23 protein-coding genes are annotated in these 18,306 nt (G+C 72.9%); 17 read left to right on the top strand and 6 right to left on the bottom strand.

What is annotated here, in order from left to right; genetic code table 11:
- Window positions 1–19: 19 nt before the first annotated feature.
- Both ACIGW2_RS00185 and ACIGW2_RS00190 read right to left on the bottom strand, forming a co-directional pair.
- Entirely contained in the window at window positions 20–1,045 is a 1,026-nt protein-coding gene (locus ACIGW2_RS00185) for a LacI family DNA-binding transcriptional regulator (RefSeq protein WP_356061624.1), read from the bottom strand.
- A 61-nt stretch (window positions 1,046–1,106) separates the two neighbouring features.
- Window positions 1,107–1,880 carry a response regulator transcription factor gene (locus tag ACIGW2_RS00190; RefSeq protein ID WP_361587532.1) on the bottom strand — a complete coding sequence of 258 codons (774 nt, stop codon included), beginning with the start codon at window positions 1,878–1,880 and terminating at the stop codon, window positions 1,107–1,109.
- A gap of 228 nt (window positions 1,881–2,108) precedes the next feature.
- Here ACIGW2_RS00190 and ACIGW2_RS00195 point away from each other — a divergent pair, with 228 nt between their 5' ends.
- From ACIGW2_RS00195 to ACIGW2_RS00230, 8 genes are all read left to right on the top strand, one after another.
- On the top strand, window positions 2,109–2,945 hold the full coding sequence (locus ACIGW2_RS00195; RefSeq protein ID WP_399840353.1) for an alpha/beta hydrolase family protein: 837 nt from the start codon (window positions 2,109–2,111) through the stop codon (window positions 2,943–2,945).
- A 45-nt stretch (window positions 2,946–2,990) separates the two neighbouring features.
- On the top strand, window positions 2,991–3,245 hold the full coding sequence (locus tag ACIGW2_RS00200) for a MoaD/ThiS family protein (RefSeq protein WP_356061619.1): 255 nt from the start codon (window positions 2,991–2,993) through the stop codon (window positions 3,243–3,245).
- Between the two features lie 10 nt (window positions 3,246–3,255).
- The gene (locus ACIGW2_RS00205) at window positions 3,256–4,446 is read left to right on the top strand and encodes a hypothetical protein (RefSeq protein ID WP_399840355.1); all 1,191 of its coding nucleotides are present in this window, start codon (window positions 3,256–3,258) and stop codon (window positions 4,444–4,446) included.
- Between the two features lie 146 nt (window positions 4,447–4,592).
- Window positions 4,593–5,285 (top strand): DUF2993 domain-containing protein, encoded by a 693-nt coding sequence (locus tag ACIGW2_RS00210; protein ID WP_399840356.1) that lies wholly within the window; start codon window positions 4,593–4,595, stop codon window positions 5,283–5,285.
- A 205-nt stretch (window positions 5,286–5,490) separates the two neighbouring features.
- Window positions 5,491–5,571, top strand: a complete 81-nt coding sequence (locus tag ACIGW2_RS00215; protein WP_352021666.1) for an Ms5788A family Cys-rich leader peptide — start codon at window positions 5,491–5,493, stop codon at window positions 5,569–5,571.
- Window positions 5,572–5,728: 157 nt separating this feature from the next.
- Entirely contained in the window at window positions 5,729–6,574 is an 846-nt protein-coding gene (locus ACIGW2_RS00220) for a sulfurtransferase (protein WP_356061610.1), read from the top strand.
- Window positions 6,575–6,615: 41 nt separating this feature from the next.
- The gene (locus tag ACIGW2_RS00225; RefSeq protein ID WP_361587524.1) at window positions 6,616–6,903 is read left to right on the top strand and encodes a DUF1416 domain-containing protein; all 288 of its coding nucleotides are present in this window, start codon (window positions 6,616–6,618) and stop codon (window positions 6,901–6,903) included.
- A 28-nt stretch (window positions 6,904–6,931) separates the two neighbouring features.
- A complete protein-coding gene (locus ACIGW2_RS00230) occupies window positions 6,932–7,285 on the top strand; it encodes a DUF3099 domain-containing protein (protein ID WP_391652894.1) in 354 nt (117 codons plus the stop codon).
- 81 nt (window positions 7,286–7,366) lie between these two features.
- Here ACIGW2_RS00230 and ACIGW2_RS00235 read toward each other — a convergent pair whose 3' ends face one another.
- Complete coding sequence (locus ACIGW2_RS00235) at window positions 7,367–7,729, bottom strand: DsrE family protein (protein ID WP_361587515.1); 363 nt, start codon at window positions 7,727–7,729, stop codon at window positions 7,367–7,369.
- Between the two features lie 123 nt (window positions 7,730–7,852).
- Here ACIGW2_RS00235 and ACIGW2_RS00240 point away from each other — a divergent pair, with 123 nt between their 5' ends.
- From ACIGW2_RS00240 to ACIGW2_RS00265, 6 genes are all read left to right on the top strand, one after another.
- Entirely contained in the window at window positions 7,853–8,680 is an 828-nt protein-coding gene (locus ACIGW2_RS00240; RefSeq protein WP_399840359.1) for a hypothetical protein, read from the top strand.
- A complete protein-coding gene (locus ACIGW2_RS00245; protein ID WP_399840361.1) occupies window positions 8,677–9,540 on the top strand; it encodes a hypothetical protein in 864 nt (287 codons plus the stop codon). The genes ACIGW2_RS00240 and ACIGW2_RS00245 overlap by 4 nt, the downstream gene beginning before the upstream one ends.
- Window positions 9,537–10,415: a hypothetical protein gene (locus tag ACIGW2_RS00250; protein WP_399840363.1), complete on the top strand. Its 879-nt coding sequence runs from the start codon at window positions 9,537–9,539 to the stop codon at window positions 10,413–10,415. Before ACIGW2_RS00245 ends, ACIGW2_RS00250 begins: the two co-directional genes overlap by 4 nt.
- Window positions 10,416–10,634: 219 nt before the next feature.
- A complete protein-coding gene (locus ACIGW2_RS00255) occupies window positions 10,635–11,207 on the top strand; it encodes an FABP family protein (RefSeq protein ID WP_361587509.1) in 573 nt (190 codons plus the stop codon).
- Window positions 11,208–11,247: 40 nt separating this feature from the next.
- Entirely contained in the window at window positions 11,248–11,685 is a 438-nt protein-coding gene (locus ACIGW2_RS00260) for a transcriptional repressor (protein ID WP_361587507.1), read from the top strand.
- Window positions 11,686–11,694: 9 nt separating this feature from the next.
- A complete protein-coding gene (locus ACIGW2_RS00265; RefSeq protein WP_391652889.1) occupies window positions 11,695–12,675 on the top strand; it encodes a YgfZ/GcvT domain-containing protein in 981 nt (326 codons plus the stop codon).
- Between the two features lie 107 nt (window positions 12,676–12,782).
- Here ACIGW2_RS00265 and dtd read toward each other — a convergent pair whose 3' ends face one another.
- Window positions 12,783–13,208, bottom strand: coding sequence for a D-aminoacyl-tRNA deacylase (dtd, locus tag ACIGW2_RS00270; RefSeq protein WP_356061586.1), 426 nt, complete (start codon window positions 13,206–13,208; stop codon window positions 12,783–12,785).
- 141 nt (window positions 13,209–13,349) lie between these two features.
- Here dtd and ACIGW2_RS00275 point away from each other — a divergent pair, with 141 nt between their 5' ends.
- From ACIGW2_RS00275 to ACIGW2_RS00285, 3 genes are all read left to right on the top strand, one after another.
- Window positions 13,350–13,976 (top strand): ABC transporter substrate-binding protein, encoded by a 627-nt coding sequence (locus ACIGW2_RS00275; protein WP_399840366.1) that lies wholly within the window; start codon window positions 13,350–13,352, stop codon window positions 13,974–13,976.
- 211 nt (window positions 13,977–14,187) lie between these two features.
- Window positions 14,188–15,438: a GNAT family N-acetyltransferase gene (locus ACIGW2_RS00280; RefSeq protein WP_399840367.1), complete on the top strand. Its 1,251-nt coding sequence runs from the start codon at window positions 14,188–14,190 to the stop codon at window positions 15,436–15,438.
- Window positions 15,439–15,473: 35 nt separating this feature from the next.
- Window positions 15,474–16,103 carry a TetR/AcrR family transcriptional regulator gene (locus tag ACIGW2_RS00285; protein WP_399840368.1) on the top strand — a complete coding sequence of 210 codons (630 nt, stop codon included), beginning with the start codon at window positions 15,474–15,476 and terminating at the stop codon, window positions 16,101–16,103.
- A gap of 79 nt (window positions 16,104–16,182) precedes the next feature.
- Here the strand turns inward: ACIGW2_RS00285 and ACIGW2_RS00290 are convergent, their stop codons facing one another.
- A complete protein-coding gene (locus tag ACIGW2_RS00290; RefSeq protein WP_399840369.1) occupies window positions 16,183–17,667 on the bottom strand; it encodes an MFS transporter in 1,485 nt (494 codons plus the stop codon).
- A 101-nt stretch (window positions 17,668–17,768) separates the two neighbouring features.
- Window positions 17,769–18,254: a MarR family transcriptional regulator gene (locus ACIGW2_RS00295; RefSeq protein ID WP_361587495.1), complete on the bottom strand. Its 486-nt coding sequence runs from the start codon at window positions 18,252–18,254 to the stop codon at window positions 17,769–17,771.
- Between the last annotated feature and the right edge of the window lie 52 nt (window positions 18,255–18,306).

The following is an 18,306-nucleotide window of genomic DNA, read 5'->3' on the forward strand; positions in this document are numbered from 1 at the left end:
GCCGGTGCGTCCGGTCCGGTCAGTGCTCGCAGCCGCAGGAGCGGCGCACGATCAGCGCCGAGGGGAACTGCTTCACCCGCTCGCGCCGCGAGCCCGCGACCCGCAGCGAGTCGTCGAGCACCAGGTCGACGGCCGCCCGGGCCATCGCCGGACGGTCCGAGTAGACCGTGGTCAGCGGCGGATCGGCGAGCGCCGCTTCCTTCACGTCGTCGAAGCCGGCCACCGCCAGCTCGGTCGGCACGTCGATGCGCAGCTCGCGGGCGGCCCGCAGCACGCCCAGGGCCTGGTCGTCGGTCGAGCAGAAGATCGCCGGCGGGCGCTCGGGTCCGGACAGGATCTCCAGCGCGATCTTGTAGGCGTCGTAGCGGTTGTACGGGGCCTCGAAGAGCCGGCCCTCGACGGAGCGCCCGGACTCCAGCATGGCCCGCCGCCAGCCCTCGACGTGGTCGGCGACCGGGTCGCCGACGGCCGGGGTGTTGGGCACGCCGCCCAGGCACGCCACGTACGGATGCCCGTGCTCCAGGAGGTGCCGGGTGGCGAGCTGCGCGCCGCCGATGTCGTCGGTGACGACGGCCACGTCGTCGATCGCCTCGGGCCGCTCGTGCAGCAGCACGACCTTCGCGTCCCAGGCCTCGATCTCGCTCGCGGCCTGCTCGCTCATGCCCTGGCTGACCAGGATCAGACCGGACACGCGCATGCCGAGGAAGGCCCGCAGATAGTGGATCTCGCGCTCGGTGCGGTAGTCGGAGTTGCCGACCAGGACCATCTTTCCGCGCTCGGCGGCGGCCTGCTCGACCGCGTGCGCCATCTCCGCGAAGAACGGCTGCCGGGCGTCCGGCACGATCATGCCTATGAGGTCGGTGCGCCGCGAGGCCATGGCCTGGGCCACCCGGTCCGGCCGGTAGCCCAGCTCCTTGATCGCGGCGAGGACACGCTCGCGCGTGGCCGGGGCGACCGGCCGGGGTCCGTTGTTGATCACGTAACTCACGACCGCGGTGGAAGTACCCGCCAGTCGCGCAACGTCATCCCGCGTCACCTTGGCCACGCGCGGAAGTCTACGCGGGGTGACCTAGCTACCGGCAGGTCGCGCTGTGGCATACGCCACGTTAACGGTCCTCCACCGGAGTGAGTTCCCGCGTGTCCGCCTTGACGCGCGCCTCCGCGCGCCCACCCTGCGGCGCCCGGGTCTCCTCGGGCGCGCGCTCCGGCTTCTCGGGCGTCACGAAGCGGTAGCCGACGTTGCGGACGGTGCCGATTAGCGACTCGTGCTCGGGGCCGAGCTTCGCCCGCAGCCGCCGTACGTGCACGTCGACCGTTCGGGTGCCGCCGAAGTAGTCGTACCCCCACACCTCCTGGAGGAGCTGCGCCCGGGTGAAGACCCGCCCCGGGTGCTGGGCGAGGTACTTGAGCAGCTCGAACTCCTTGAAGGTCAGGTCCAGGACCCGGCCCTTCAGCTTGGCGCTGTACGTGGCCTCGTCGACCGACAGGTCGCCGTTGCGGATCTCCATGGGGGAGTCGTCCACGCCGATCTGCTGCCGGCCCATGGCGAGCCGCAGCCGGGCCTCGACCTCGGCGGGGCCCGCGGTGTCGAGCAGCACGTCGTCGATGCCCCAGTCGGCGGTGACGGCCGCGAGACCGCCCTCCGTGACGACCAGGATCAGCGGACAGCCCGGGCCGGTGGAACGCAGCAGCTGACAGAGCGAGCGCACCTGCGGCAGGTCGCGCCGCCCGTCCACGAGGATCACGTCCGCGCCGGGGGTGTCCACCAGGGCCGGGCCCTCGGCGGGGGCCACCCGCACGTTGTGGAGCAGCAGGCCGAGGGCGGGCAGCACCTCGGTCGAGGGCTGCAGGGCGTTGGTGAGGAGTAGCAGAGAACTCATCGCGACCCACCTGCCGGGTTCGTCGGTCGGTTGTGCGGTCGGTCGTGCTTCGTACGTGGTCGATCGTCCATGACGTCGGTTCCTCCTCGGCCCTCGCGCCCCGAGAGCTTTTGTTCACCTGTCCGTAACAACGGTCGGAAAACACAAAAGGACCCGGTGGCGGCGTCGCCCGGATCCTCTGCAAGCAGAATAGCGGACATGAGTTCCGAGGCAGAGGGCTGATTTCACATGGTGGATGTTTCCCCGATCACTTCCGGCCCCCTCCCGGACACGCCCGGCGCGGCACGGCGGGCCTGGCTCCGCACCGAGGACGGGGTCCGGATCGAGGCGGTGTACGAACCGTCCACCGCCACCAGTGTCACCGATCCGGCCGGAAGCGCGAGCGGCACGGCCGTCGTCCTCGCGCACGGTTTCACCGGCTCGGCCGGCCGGCCCGCGGTCCGGCGCGCCGCGCAGGTGTTCCGCCGCCACGCGCACGTGGTGACGTTCTCCTTCCGCGGCCACGGGCGCTCCGGCGGGCTCTCCACCGTCGGCGACCGCGAGGTCCTGGACCTGTCCGCCGCCGTCCGCTGGGCGCGCGAGCTCGGCCACGCGCGCGTGGTGACGGTCGGCTTCTCCATGGGCGGCTCGATCGTGCTGCGGCACGCCGCCCTGGAGAAGGGGACGGACGCCCGGGCCGACGCCGTCGCGGCGGTCTCCGCGCCGGCCCGCTGGTACTACCGGGGGACGCCGTCGATGCGCCGGGTGCACTGGGTGGTCACCCGGCCGGTGGGCCGGCTCGTCGGGCGCTACGGCCTCGGGACGCGGATCGACCACAGGCCCTGGGACCCGGTGCCGCTGGCGCCGTTCGAGGCGGTGCCGCTGATCACGCCGGCCCCGCTGCTCGTCGTGCACGGCGACCGCGACCCGTACTTCCCCGTCGACCACCCGCGGATGCTGATGGCCGCGGCGGAGGCGGGCGGCGGCCCGGCCGAGCTGTGGCTCGAACACGGCATGGGCCACGCCGAGAACGCCGCCGCCGACGAGCTGCTCGACCGCCTCGGGAACTGGCTCGCCCGGCCATAGCCCATCATGGGGGGCGGCGCGCACACGAACGAAGGGAGTGCCGCTATGGCAGCGGGAACCATCCGCTACTGGGCCGCGGCGAAGGCGGCCGCGGGGGTCGCCGAGGAGCCGTACGCCGCCGAGACGCTCGCGGAGGCGCTCGACGGCGCCCGCCGGCGGCACCCCGGCGAGCTGACCCGGGTCCTCCAGCGCTGCTCGTTCCTCATCGACGGCGACCCGGTCGGGACCCGTCCGCATGAGACCGTACGGCTGGCCGAGGGCGGCACGGTCGAGGTGCTCCCCCCGTTCGCAGGAGGGTGAACCGCACACCATGAGCAGTGATCAGCAGTACCCGTACGACCCCCGGCCCCAGGGCTTCCCGCAGGCCGGGCAGCAGCCGGGTCAGGCCCACGACCCCGGCGTCACCCAGACGTGGGAGGGCCAGACCTGGGACACGCAGTACCAGCCGGTGGTCCAGCCGCAGGCGGCCCGGCCGCAGGCGCCGGTGTCGTACGACACGGCCTACCTGCCGCCGCAGGGGTACGGGCAGCAGGGGTACGGGCAGCAGCCCGTGACGGGCGGGCATCCGCTGCCCCCGGAGATGCCGTACGGCTACGAGAACCAGGCGCAGGCTTCGGGCGCGGCCCCGGCCCCGGTGTCGTACGAGCCGCCCGCGGCCTACGAGGCCCCGGCCCCGGCACCCGAGGCGCCGGCCCCGGAGCCCGGCCCCGCCTACTCGCCGCCGACCCTGTCCGGGAACGCCCGGATCACCGACGCGCAGCGGGCCCGCGCCGAGGGCCGCTCGCCGATCATCGAGCCCGGGATGCAGCCGGCCGCGCTCACCGCCGCGCTCGGCGCGCTGCTCGCGGTCGGCGCGGCCGTCGGCCCGTACGCGCTGCTGGTCCCGCTGCTGCTGCTCCAGGGCCTCACCGCGGCCGGCTGGTTCCGGCTCAACGGCATGTGGCCCGCCCGGCAGGGCATCGCGCTCGCCTTCCTCGGCGGGATCGTCGCCGACGCCGCGCTGCTGGTCACCGGCCGGGAGCACGCGCCCGCCGCGGTCATCGGCACGCTCGGCGTCTGGGTGCTGCTCACCCTCGTGCTCCAGTTGCGCAGCCACGCCGATCCGGACGAGCGGATGTACGGCCTGATGGCCACGGTCGCCTCGGCGGCCCTGGCGATCCTGGCCGCCGGACAGCTCGGCGCCGAGCCCGACGCGGTGGTCGTCGGCGCGGTCGCCGTCGCCGCCACCGTCCTGGCCCGCGCCTTCCCGCTGCCCGGCCCGGCCTCCGTGATCGTCGCGCTGCTCGCGGCGGCGGGCGGCGGCATCGCGGCCGGCGGCCTGACCGGGCTCGGCAGCGCCGGCGCGCTGCTCGGCCTGGGCGCCGGCGTCTGCGCGCTGGTCGGACTGCGGGTGGCCAGCTACGACTACCCCTCGCGGTTCGTGCACATGACGGCCGGTGTGGCGCTCCCGCTGACCGCCGCCGTGCCCGCGGTGTATCTGCTCGGCAGGGCGCTCGTCTGACGCCCGCACCCACCGGAGCCCGGGGCTCCGGGGAACCGACCGGCCCCCCGACACGTCGATCTTGTGTCGGGGGGCCGGGATCGTTCGTCCGTTCGGGCGGGCTCACCGGCTCATCAGGGTTCTGTACGTACAGGGGGCTGGAACGCATGCGGGCACTGCGGATGGTGCTGATCGTGGCCGTGGTGCTCGGCGGGCTCCTGGTCGGCGCCGACCGGATCGCCGCCTCCTACGCGGAGTCGGAGGCTGCCGACGGGGTGCGGATCGGCGCGGTGCGCCCGGAGTCCACGGACGTCGACATCAAGGGCTTCCCGTTCCTCACCCAGGCCGCCGGGCGCAGCTTCGACGAGGTCGAGGTGCGCTTCACCGGCGTGCAGGCGATGGCCGGCGGCCGTCCGGTGCGGATCGGCGAGATGACCGCCACGCTGCACGACGTGTCCCTGACCGGGGACTACGCGATCGAGCGGGCGGGCAGCGCCGACGGCACCGCCCTGATCTCCTACCCCGACCTGGCGGCGGCCTCGGGCCGGGAGGCCCAGGTGGCGTACGGCGGGGACGGCAAGCTCAAGGTGACCGGCGGGGTGCGGATCCTGGGGCGGACGGTGACCCGCAGCGTGCTGTCGACGGTGACCCTGGTGAACGGCGACACCATCCGGGTGCGCGCCGACCGGGTGCCGGGCGAGGGCATCCCGATGCTGGAGGACGCGGTGCGGGCGAAGACCGACTTCGACCGCCGCATCGAGGGCCTGCCGAAGGGCATGCGGCTGACGAAGGTCGAGGCCCGCGAGAACGGCCTGGTGGTGACGGTGACCGGCCGGGACGTGGTGCTCGCGGCCGGCTGACGGGCCGGTTTCCGGCCATCGGAACGCACGCTGATCACATGTTGAGACGGTGACGTCCGATCCGCAGAAAGCGCAGGGGCGCGGCGGTGCGGGAGGCGTCCGGGGGTGATCCGTACCCTTTTCGTATCCCACATCCCGGACGATCGTGTCTCAAAATACGACACGCCGGTGACACGGCCGCCGGTCCGTCCCTACGATCGAGGGCATGAAGCGACAGGCGGAACTCACGAAGCGGCGGGCAGTCGACCTGTGCCGCGTCGCCGCCATGCTCTGTCGCTCAGTCTGAGCGGGACGCACGTTCTCCCGTATTCCCTCAGGCCCCACGACCCCACGTCGGGGCCGCCCCTGCGCAGCCGTACGCCGTCGTCCGCACCGCGAGCCGACGTGTCGTACCCGCACCACCCTGCACGAACCGCCGCACACTGCCCCGGAGGAGAAACAGCATGGCTCGCAGCGACGTCCTGGTCGACGCCGACTGGGTCGAGGCCAACCTCGACAACCCGCAGGTCGCCATCGTCGAGGTGGACGAGGACACGTCCGCCTACGACAAGAACCACATCAAGAACGCCATCCGGATCGACTGGACGAAGGACCTCCAGGACCCGGTCCGCCGCGACTTCGTCGACCAGGAGGGCTTCGAGAAGCTCCTCTCGGCCAAGGGCATCGCCAACGACACGACGGTGGTCCTCTACGGCGGCAACAACAACTGGTTCGCGTCCTACGCCTACTGGTACTTCAAGCTCTACGGCCACCAGGACGTGAAGCTCCTCGACGGCGGCCGCAAGAAGTGGGAGCTCGACTCCCGCGACCTGGTCGACGGCTCCGAGGTCCCGAACCGCCCGGCCACGAACTACAAGGCCCAGCCGCAGGACACCTCCATCCGTGCCTTCCGCGACGACGTCGTGGCCGCGATCGGCACCCAGAACCTCGTCGACGTGCGCTCGCCCGACGAGTTCTCCGGCAAGCTCCTCGCGCCGGCCCACCTCCCGCAGGAGCAGTCGCAGCGCCCGGGCCACGTGCCGAGCGCCCGCAACATCCCGTGGTCGAAGAACGCCAACGACGACGGCACCTTCAAGTCGGACGAGGAGCTCAAGGCCCTCTACGCCGAGGAGCAGGTCGACCTGGCGAAGGACTCCATCGCCTACTGCCGCATCGGCGAGCGCTCCGCGCTCACCTGGTTCGTCCTGCACGAGCTGCTCGGTGTCGAGAACGTCAAGAACTACGACGGCTCCTGGACCGAGTACGGCTCCCTCGTCGGCGTGCCGATCGAGCTCGGCGCCAACAAGTAAGACCCCGAGACCTCCCCTCTTCGACCGTAAGGATTCCTGACATGTGCGGAGCGCAGCCCGGCGGCCCCGACCCCTCGACCATCAAGCCCGGTGAGACCACCATCCAGGGCTACGTGACCAAGGACGGCCAGCCCGTCACCGGTTACGTCCGCCTCCTGGACTCGACCGGCGAGTTCACGGCCGAGGTCCCCACCTCCGCCACCGGCCAGTTCCGCTTCTACGCGGCGGAGGGCACCTGGACCGTCCGCGCCCTGGTCCCCGGCGGCACCGCCGACCGCCAGGTCGTGGCCCAGCAGGGCGGCCTGGCCGAGGTCGCCATCGCGGTGTGACCTCACACCACCGACCGGCCGAAGGGCCGTGCCTCCTGGGGGTTGGACGCTTTCCGGGACTTGGGGCACGGCCCTTCGGTCATTCCTCAACCCGGCCCGACGGTCGTACGCTGAAGGTGTGTACGCACGGCGACGGCGCGTCTACTTCTGGATGATGGGCGTCTGCCTGGTGCTTTTCGTGGGCGCCTGGGCCGTCGTGCGGCTGTTTTCCGTGCCCGCCGCGATCGCCATGTGCGTGGTCGCCATGGTCATCCCGCCGTTCGCCGCGATGGTCGCGAACCGGCGCGGCCCCGAGGACCGCTGGTGGGACGACCCCAGCGGCGACAAGCAGTCCGACGAGTGGTGGGACGAGCTGGACGGCAAGGACAAGCGGGACCGGTGAACCCGGCCGGCCGGCCTCGGCGGACGGAGTACGGCGCAGCGCCTCGAAGCCGCTGAGGCCCCCGGGGCCGAGCAGTGCGAGCTAGTACACCAGGGCCTGGGTGTCGTCCGACATGGCCTCCTGGACGAAGACCTGGGCGCCGGCGATGCGGACGCCCTTCAGGACGGCGTCCTCGGTGATCTCGCGGCGGGCGGCGCACTGCGTGCAGAGGGTGACGCGGCCGGCCGCCAGGATCGAGTCGATCAGGTCGGGCAGCGGCGCGGCGTGCGGGAGCTCGAACTCGGCCGCGCGGCCGGGAAGGGCGAACCAGGAGGACTCGCCGGTCAGCCACAGCGAGACCTCGACGCCGCTCGCGACCGCGACGGCGGCCACGGTGAAGGCCTGCGAGCAGCGTTCGGGGGCGTCCGCCCCGGCGGTCACCTTGATCACGAGCTTCTTCGCCATATACCGAACTGTAATGCGGTTCCCGGCAACCCCACGCACCCCTCGCGTGTCAGCTAGGCGCGCGGTCAACGGAATCCGCGCTTCTAGTCTCGTGGGGGGACTCTTTTGGAAGCCTCAGAAGCGGTGGAATCCGCTCAGACCACCCCGGAGGGCGTGCCCGCAGCCGCTCCCGGCCCCGCCGTCACACGGCCGGAACCGCCGTCCGTGCCGGTTCCGGCCGATCCCGCGCCCACCGCCCGCCGTCGCGGCCGGCGCACCCTCGCCCTGCTCGCGGCCGCCGCCGTGCTCGGCGTCGTCGGCGGCGTCGCCGTGGGCTACGGCGTCCAGGCGCAGCGCGAGCCCACCTCACTCCCGCCGCTCAACCAGGTCGACCTGGCCTACCCGGCGAAGCCCGCCGCCAAGGGCCAGGAGCCGGCCGTCCTCGCGGCCGCCGACGACCGCGGGCTCAGGACCGAGGGCGACCTGCGCAAGCTGCTGCTGCCCAAGCCGGCCGGCGCGAAGGACGTGCCCTTCGCGCCGGACGACCGCTGGCGGAGCGTCGCCTCGTACAGCAACACCTTCACCTCGCCCAGCGGTGCCTTCGAGTACCTCCTGGACAACGGTGTGCGCCGGGTCGCCAGCACCGCCTGGCGGGTCGGCCAGTACAAGACCGTCGAGATCAACCTGGTGCAGTTCCGCTCCAACGACCGCCTGGGGGCCGCCGACCACGCAGCCGAGCAGCGGGGGTACGAGGAGGACGACTCCGGCTACGGCGAGCCCATCAAGGGCAGCACCGACGGCCGCACCTACCTCCTGCCGGTGGACAAGGAGGAGGGCTACCTCGACGTCTACGAGGCGCGTGCGATCTTCCACCGCGGCGACGTCATGGTCCAGATCTTCGTGACGGACACCAAGAAGGTCAGCCAGAAGGAGATCACCTCGCTGGCCGAGCGGCAGCTGGGGCGCCTGTGAGCGAGGAGACCACCACCGTGGGCGAGCACGTGGAAGAGCACGCGGAAGAGCGCGTGGCAGGGCCCGTGGACCTGCACCAGAACCAGGAAACGGCGGCCGCCGCGCCCCGCGCGCGCCGCCGCCTCTTCCCGTACGTCCTCACCGGCGTCCTCGTCCTCGGCGTCGGCGCCGGCGCGACCTACACCGGCGTCACCGTCGCGGGCGCCGAGCGCCACGCGCCGACCGTCGCCTGGGAGGAGCCGCCGACCCCGCCCAAGGACCCGGCCGCGAACGCCGCCGACGGGCGCGCCTCGACCCCGCTGAGCAAGCTCCTCCTGCCCGTGCCCCTGGGGTACGCCCTCGGGCCCGACATCGAGGAGTACGGCAACGACGTCGAGCTCAGCGCCCAGGACGCCGTCGCCCTGGCCAAGCAGAGCGGCAAGGGCCTGTCCGGCAAGAAGCGCCGCGACTTCGACAAGCGGATCGAGAAGCTCGGCATCCAGGGCATCGCGATGCGCTCCTTCGTCTCCGACGACTCCGACCTGGTGGTCGAGGTGCAGGTCGTGCGGATGAAGGACAAGCGCTTCGGCGAGCGGATGTACGCGATGCGCGGCGAGGTCGCCGACCTCCTGAAGTTCCCCAAGGGACCGAAGATCGACGGCCACAAGAACGCCGGCTGCTGGTTGATGCCGCAGCCCAAGGGCGACGGCGAGGACGGGGACGCGGAGGAGAACCTCGACGGGATGCTCTGCTCCGCCTACGACTCCGAGTACTCGGTGAGCGTCACCGCCTTCGGCAGCCGGCCCTTCGACAAGTCGGCCGTCGCCGCGCTCGTGAAGAAGCAGCTCGACCACATCAAGTCCCCGGGGGAGTACGTATGACCGTGACCGAGCCGACGGGCGCCACCGCCCCGGAGACCCCCACGGAGACCACGGAGACGACTCCGGAAGCCGCTGAGGCCCCTGCGGCGCAGGCCCCCGAGGCCGTTCCCGCGACGAAGGCCCGCTCCCGCAGGGTGCTGGCCGGCGTGCTGCGCTGGGCGGCCGCCGTCGTCGTGTGCGGCGGGCTCGGGGCCGGGACGGCCGCCGCGATCACCTCGATGGAGCGCACCGACGTGCCCGGTCTCGCGACCGCGAGCGACGGCCGCTGGACGTACCCGAAGCTCAGCCTGCCGCCGCTGCCCGAGGGGTCCCCGCGCCCCTTCACCGTCGGCAACGAGGGCGAGGTCCACCACGCCGACCTGCGCCGGCTGCTGCTGCCCGCGCCGGCCGGCGCGACCGTCGACCCGAAGCTCGACGGCGCGTGGGTGAGCGTCGACCAGTACGTCTCCCTCTACACGAAGGCCGACCGCCCGAAGCTGAAGCAGGCGATCGCGGACTCCGCCCTGCGGCACGTCACCGCACGCTCCTGGACGATGCCGGACGGCACCAAGAGCGCCGTCTACCTGCTGCGCTTCAAGTCCGTCGCGTTCTCGGAGGACTTCAAGGACGAGGCGGTGAACGCGGGTACCCCGGCCACCGCGCTCCTGGAGGGCATGCAGTCCTTCGACGCCGAGGCGCTCGGCAACGAAGCCCGGGTGGCGAACACCGCGCAGTACGCCATGGCCGAGAAGGAGCCCTACGGCGCCGAGCAGACCCGCTGGGCGTACATCCAGGCCGGTGACACGCTCGCGCTGATCGTGCAGTCCCGCAAGGGTGGGGCGGCGGCCGTGCCGTTCCAGCAGACGGTCACCCTGCAGAACCAGCTCCTGGGCTGAGGCCCACCTCACCGAGAGGGGTCGGCCCCCGCCCACTAAGCTGGGGGCCGGCCCCGTCCGCCTTCACCGCTCACCGAGGAGCACCACGTGATCGTCTTTTTCGAAGTCCTGCTCGTGCTGGTCGCCGTCGCGGTGCTGGCCTTCGCCGGTCTCACCGTGAAGAAGCTGTACCAGGGCCAGCGCTGACCGCCGCCACCACAGAGATCGCCTGAGCTGCTCATGATCCAGATCCCGTCCGACCTCAATCCGTCCCTCGTCCCCCTCGCCTTCCTGCTGGGCACGTGGGAGGGCGCGGGCGTCTCCGACTTCCCCGGCGCCGAGAAGTGCAACTTCGGCCAGACCGTGACCTTCAGCCACGACGGCCGGGACTTCCTCGAGTACCGCTCCCAGACCTGGGTGCTGGACGCCGAGGGCAAGCAGGTCCGCCCGCTGGAGAGCGAGAGCGGCTACTGGCGCATCGACAAGGAGCGCCAGGTCGAGATCGTCATGGTCCGCGACCAGGGCATCGTCGAGGTCTGGTACGGCGAGCTCGCCGACCAGAAGCCGCAGATCGACATCGCGACCGACGCCGTCGCCCGCACCGCGGCCTCCGGCCCGTACAGCGGTGGCAAGCGCCTCTACGGCTACGTGAAGGGCGACCTGATGTGGGTCGGCGAGAAGGCCACCCCCGAGGTGCCGCTGCGCCCCTACATGTCGGCCCAGCTCAAGAAGGTCGTCACGCCGGAGGAGGTCGCCGAGATGGCGCGCAACCTCCCCGACATGCCGGACGACGGCATCGCCTTCTTCAAGTAGGACACCCGGGGTCGCTCGCCGCGCCTCCTACACTGGGGGCGTGGTGAGCACCGACTGGAAGAGCGACCTGAGGCAGCGCGGCTACCGGCTGACGCCCCAGCGCCAGCTTGTCCTGGAGGCCGTGGACGCCCTGGAGCACGCGACCCCGGACGACATCCTCGTCGAGGTCCGCAAGACCGCCTCCGGGGTGAACATCTCCACCGTCTACCGGACCCTGGAGCTCCTGGAGGAGCTCGGCCTGGTCAGCCACGCCCATCTGGGCCACGGCGCGCCCACCTACCACCTGGCCGACCGGCACCACCACCTGCACCTGGTGTGCCGGGACTGCTCGGAGGTCATCGAGGCGGACGTGGAGGTGGCGGCCGAGTTCACCGGCAAGCTCCGCGAGACCTTCGGCTTCGAGACCGACATGAAGCACTTCGCGATCTTCGGCCGGTGCCGCGACTGCACCCGCAAGGCCGGTGCCGCGGAGTCGTAGGCTTTTCCCATGAAGAGCCCTCTGTCGAAGAGCCCTCTGCTGTCCCTGCCGGGTGCCGTTCCCGCCGAAGGCCGTGACGAAGGCGTCGCCGCGCACTACGGCGACCTGTTCCGCGAGCAGCGGACCCTCGCCGACGGCACCGGATTCGTCGACCTCTCCCACCGCGGTGTCGTCACCGTCACCGGCGACGACCGGCTCAGCTGGCTGCACCTGCTGCTCACCCAGCACGTCAGCGACCTGCCGGCGGGCCAGGCCACCGAGGCGCTGATCCTGTCCGCGAACGGACACATCGAGCACGCCCTGTACCTCGTCGACGACGGCGAGACGGTCTGGGCGCACGTCGAGCCCGGCACGCAGGACGCGCTCCTCGCGTACCTGGAGTCGATGAAGTTCTTCTACCGGGTCGAGGTCGCCGACCGGACCGAGGACTTCGCCGTCGTCCACCTCCCGGCCGGTTCGATCGCCGAGGTGCCGGACGGCGTGGTCGTACGGGAGACGGCGCACGGCCGCGACCTGTTCCTGCCGCGCGCGGACCTGGAGGCCTTCGCGGCCACGCACGGCCCGGCGGCCGGCATCCTCGCCTACGAGGCGCTGCGGGTCGAGGCGCACCGGCCGCGGCTCGGCTTCGAGACCGACCACCGGACCATCCCGCACGAGATCGGCCTGATCGGCAGCGCCGTGCACCTCCAGAAGGGCTGCTACCGCGGCCAGGAGACGGTCGCCCGGGTGCAGAACCTGGGCAAGCCGCCGCGCCGGCTGGTCTTCCTGCACCTGGACGGCAGCGAGGTGCTGCTGCCCGGGCCCGGCACCCCGGTCCGCCTCGCCGCGGACGGGTCGGAGGGCCGCCAGCTGGGCTTCGTGACCACCTCGGCCCGCCACCACGAGCTGGGCCCGATCGCCCTCGCCCTGGTGAAGCGGAACGTGCCGGTGGACGCCGAGCTGATCGCGGGCACGACGGCGGCGGCGCAGGAGACGGTCGTCGAGCCGTGAGCCGTGAGCCGTGAGCCGTGAGCCCGGAGCCGTGAGCCGTGAGCCCGGAGCACTGAACCGTGCGGCTCCCGGTTCCCGGCTCCCGACGCTGCTCCGGAGCCGGGCCGTCAGACCTCGACGAGGACCGTGAACGGGCCGTGGTTCGTGAGCGAGACCCGCATGTCCGCGCCGAACCGGCCCGTCTCCACACGCGCGCCCAGCTGTCGCAGCTGGGCCACCACCTCGTCGACCAGGGGCTCGGCGACCGGGCCGGGCGCGGCGGCGTTCCAGGTGGGGCGGCGGCCCTTGCGGGCGTCGCCGTACAGGGTGAACTGCGAGATGACGAGCAACGGCGCGTTCACGTCGGAGCAGGACTTCTCGCCCTCCAGCACCCGGACGGACCAGAGCTTTCTGGCCAATTGCGCCGCCTTCTCGGGGGTGTCGTCGTGGGTCACCCCGACCAACACGCACAGGCCCTCGCCGACGATCTCGCCGACGGTCTCCCCTGCGACGACGACGCTCGCGCCGTCGACCCTCTGCACCACTGCTCGCATGGGGACCAACCTACCGATCGGCCCATCGACCGACACGGGGAGGGCCGAACGGGTGCAGAGCGCCTGCGTCCGCCGGGTCCGCAGTGGCACCATGCGTGTCAGGCGGTGCGGCCGACCGCACCGGTCGAGGGGACGATTCTCATGAGTGCTTCTGGCACCGGGCCCACGCCGTCCGGTCCCGTACCGCTGACCACGATGACCACCACTGCCACCACGTCGGCGGGCGGCCGCCCGCCCGTGCAGCGGACCGCCGAGCCGGAGCTGTCGCCGGACGACGGGGCGCAGCCCGACCTCGGGGGGCTGCGGCTGCCCGAGCTGCGCGCGCTGCGCCGCGACGCGCAGGGCGACGAGGCCGACCTCAGCTACGTACGGCGGATGCTGCAGGGCCGGATCGACATCCTGCGGGCCGAGCTGGCCCGGCGCACCGACCCGGAGACGCCCGTCGTCGACCGCCTGTCGGAGATCCTCGCGGACACGCCGTCGCGGCCCGGGGCGGCGGCCCGTTCGGCGCGGCACGTGACGCTGTCGACGCCGCGCAGCGAGGAGTACCGGCGGCTGGCGTCCGAGATGCTCTCGGAGGTCGAGCTGTCCGACCTCACCGCGCGCACGGACGAGGAACTGCACCGGGCGATGGGCCGGCTCGCGGGCTACGAGCAGCAGGTGTCGCGCCGCCGTCAGCAGCTCCAGCGGACCGCCGACGACTGCAGCGCGGAGATCGCCCGCCGCTACCGCGAGGGCGAGGCCCAGGTCGACGACCTGCTGGCCTGAGTGCCGGCCGCCCCCGGCACACCCGCCCTCACGCGCGTCCTCAGGGCGGACCCTCAGGGTGGACCCTCAGGGCGCACCTTCCGGTGGTCGCCTCTGGTCGTGGCCTCCGGTCGTGGCCCCCGGACGTGCCCGCGCGGGACAAGGCACCGGACGTGCCCCGCGCGGGAAAACTCGCGTGCGGCCGTCGGGCGCGCCCGCATAGCCTCGAAGGATGAGTCTTGAGGTGCGCCCGATCGACGAGTCCGAGTTCCGCGCCTGGCTGGTGGCCAAGCGCGTCGGCTTCCTCGCCCCGCCGGTGGTCGCGGACGAGGAGGTCGCCGACCGGCTGCCGCACACCGACCTCTCCCGTACCTACGGCGCCTTCGACCGCGGCCGGCTGGTCGCCACCTTCCAGTCCTTCGACCAGCGGCTCTCCACGGTCGGCGGCGCGGACCTCGCCGCGAACGCGGTCAGCGGCGTGACCGTCTCCCCGACCCACCGCAGGCGCGGCCTGCTCAGCGGCATGATGGCGGACGACCTGGCGCTCGCGAGGGAGCGCGGTGACGCGTGCGCGACGCTGATCGCCGCCGAGTACCCGATCTACGGACGGTTCGGGTACGGGGTCGCCAGCTGGATCACCCAGTGGCTGGTCGACGTGACCCGCTCGGGCCTCGACCGCCGCTGGTCCGGGCCGGGCGAGGCGGACGGCGGCGGGCGCATCGACCTCGCCGACGGCGCCGAGATCCGCAAGGAGGGTCCGGAGCTGCACCGCCGGCTCGCCGCGCAGCGCGCCGGGATCACCGACCGGACGCCGCGCGCCTGGGACGTCGGTACCGGCAACGCGTACCACGTGCGCCCCTGGACCGAGCCCTTCTACGCCGTCTACCGCTCGGAGGCCGGCGAGGTCGAGGGCTATGTCGCGTACACCTCCGACGACAACTGGAGCGACCAGAAGCAGCCGGGCAACACGGCGAGCGTGCGCGACCTGATCGCGGTCACCCCGGCCGCCGAGCGCGCCCTGTGGCGCTTCGTCTGCTCCGTCGACTGGATCACCAAGGTGCGCACCGGCTTCCGCGCGCCCGACGACGTGCTGCCGCTGCTGCTCCCGGACCCGCGCGCGGCGCAGGTGCTCACCCACACGGACATGCTGTGGCTGCGGGTCCTGGACGTGCCGAAGGTCTTCGAGCCGCGGACGTACGCGACGGAGGGCACCCTCGTCCTGGAGGTGAGGGACGCCGCCGGTTACGCGAACGGGCGCTTCCGGCTCGACGCCTCCCCGTCCGGTGGTGCCTGCGCCCCGACGAGCGCGGCACCCGACCTGGTCCTGGACGTGGCCGAGCTGGCGACGCTGGCGCTCGGCGACGAGTCGGCGGTGCGGCTCGCGACCCTCGGCCGGATCGAGGAGGCGGTGGCCGGGGCGGCGGCCCGGGCGGACCTGCTGCTGCGTTCCCCGCGCCGACCGTGGAGCATGGACATCTTCTGATCCCCGATGGGGATCCGACGTGCGAACGTGAAGGGGTGACCGTGAGCGGGCTTCGGGAGCTGAAGAAGGAGCGGACGCGGCAGACGCTCTCGGACACGGCCGTCGCGCTGTTCCTGGAGCGCGGCTTCGACGCGGTGTCGGTCGCCGAGATCGCGGCGGCGGCGGAGGTGTCGAAGCCGACGCTGTTCCGCTACTTCCCGGCCAAGGAGGACCTGGCCCTCCACCGCTTCGCCGACCACGAGGACGAGCCGGCCCGGGTGGTGGCCGCGGCCCGCGCCGCCGGCACCGCGCCCCTCGCGGCCCTGCGCGACCACGTCCTCGCGGGCCTGGAGCGCCGCGACCCGGTGACCGGCCTGAACGACGACCCGCGCGTGCTCGCCTTCCTGCGCCTGCTGTACGGCACCCCGGCGCTGGTCGCCCGCATGGCCGCGTACCAGGCCCGTTCGGAGGAGGCCCTCGCGACGGCCCTCGGCGGTACGGACCCCTTGGCGGCCCGGCTCGCGGCGGCGCAGATCGTGGCCGTGCTGCGGGTCCTGGCGCACGAGAACGTGCGGCGGGTCGAGGCGGGGGAGCCGGTGGAGGAGCTGTTCCCGGCGGCGGTGGCGGCGACCCGGGAGGCGTTCCGGAGCCTGGCGGAAGGCCTCCCGGCCGAGCTCGCGCGCTGAGGGGCCGGGAGGTCCTGGGGGTCGGTACTGGTGGTCGGTCCTGGGCATCGGTACTGGGGGGTCGTTCACGTGGCGACGTTCATACGGTGACGGGGGCGCGGCGCGTGCGGGCGGCGGGTTCGCGCGGGGTGCGCCGCAGGAGGACCAGGGCGACCGCGAAGGCGGCGACGAGCAGTCCGGCGCCGACCGCGAAGGCGAGGTGGTAGCCGCCGGTCAGGGCCTCGGGGGCGGGCCGGCCGGCGGCGGTGAGGGACGCGGTGCGGTGGGCGGCCAGGGTGGAGAGGACGGCGACGCCGAGGGCCATGCCGATCTGCTGGGTGGTGTTGAACAGGCCGGAGGCGAGGCCCGCGTCCGCCTCCCGGGCGCCCGACATGGCGAGTCCGGTGAGCGCGGGCAGCGCGAGGCCGAAACCGGCGGCGAGCAGCATCACGGGAAGCAGGTCGACGGCGTAGGAGGCGCGCACCGGCACCCGGGCGAGCAGGCCGAGGACGCCGGTGAGCAGGACGAGGCCGGTGAGGAGCACGTTCCGCTCGCCGAAGCGCGCGATCAGGCGGGCCGAGAGGCCCAGCGAGACGACGCCGATCACGACGGCGGCCGGCAGCATCGCGAGACCCGTCTCGGCGGCCCCGTAACCGAGCACCTTCTGGAGGTAGAGCGCGACCAGGATCTGGAAGGAGAACAGCGCGGCCACCATCAGCATCTGCACGAGGTTGGCCGCGGCGACGGCCCGGGAGCGCAGGATCCGCAGCGGCATGAGGGGCGTCGCGGCCGTCGCCTGGCGGACGAGGAAGCCGGCGAGGAGGACGAGCGCGAGCACTCCGAGGCCGAGGGTGCGGGCGGAGGCGGCGCCGTGCTCCCCGAGGGTGACGACGGTGTAGATGCCGGTGGTGAGGCCGGAGGTGACGAGCAGGGCGCCGAGCGCGTCGGCGCCGCCGCGCGGCCCGGCGGGGGCGGCCGGGCGGTCGGCGGCCGGGCGGTCGGCGGGCAGCGCGGGGAGCGCGAGCAGGAGCGCGGCGAGGCCGATGGGGAGGTTGATGAAGAAGATCCAGTTCCAGGACAGGGCGTCGGTGAGCAGTCCGCCCGCGACCTGGCCGATGGAGGCGCCCGCGGCGCCGGTGAAGCTGAACACGGCGATGGCCTTGGCGCGTTCGCGGGGCTCGGTGAAGAGCGTGACGAGGATGCCGAGGCTGACGGCGGAGGCCATGGCGCTGCCGACGCCCTGGAGGAAGCGGGCGGCGATCAGGACGGCGGGGGAGGCGGCGACGCCGGCGAGGAGGGAGGCGGCGGTGAAGACGCCGGTCCCGGCGAGGAACATCCGCTTGCGCCCGAGGAGGTCGCCGAGCCGGCCGGCGAGCAGGAGCAGGGCGCCGAAGGCGATGAGGTAGGCGTTGACGACCCAGCTGAGTCCGGTGGGGGTGAAGCCCAGGTCGGCCTGGATGGCGGGCATGGCCACGGTGACGATGCTGCCGTCGAGGACGGTCATGAGGAGGGCGGTGGCGAGGACGCCGAGGGCGGTCCAGCGGGAGGTGAGACGGGGGGAGGCGGGGCGGAGGGACGGGCGCATGGCGGTTCTCCTGTCGGGTGTGGCGACAGGTAGGACGCTAGCAGATAGTTTTGTTGCAGACCATCTATCTCGGATCGATGGTGGAGGGGTTCGTCCCGGGGTCAGCCCTTCTGGCGGGCCCGGCGCGCTGAGCGCGGCCCCTCGACGGGGGTCTCCAGATGCCCGGTGACCAGCCGGTTCAGCGCACTGAGCAGCACCCTGCGCTCCTCGTCGGGCAGCGAGCCCAGGGCGTCCTGGTGCACCTCGTCGACGATCCGCTGACTCCGTGCGGCGACCTCCGCCCCCGCCTCGGTCACGGCGATGATCCGCGCCCGTCGGTCCCGGCTGGACGGCCGCCGCTCGGCGAGCCCGGCCTTCTCCAGCGCGTCGACGGTGACCACCATCGTCGTCTTGTCCATGTCCCCGAGCTCGGCGAGCTGCGCCTGCGTCCGCTCCTCCTCCAGCGCGTGCACGAGGACGCAGTGCATCCGCGCGGTCAGCCCGATCTCCCCGAGCCGGGCGGCCATCTGCGTGCGCAGCACGTGACTCGTGTGATCGAGCAGGTAGGAGAGATCGGGCTCGGTCCGGGTGGGCGCCATGGCAGTCATGCCGCCAGCCTAACGAGAACCGTTCCGTTGCGGACGATACCGGCCCCGGGGT

It is taken from the genome of Streptomyces sp. NPDC053541 (assembly GCF_044544705.1).
Taxonomy (GTDB): Bacteria; Actinomycetota; Actinomycetes; order Streptomycetales; family Streptomycetaceae; genus Streptomyces.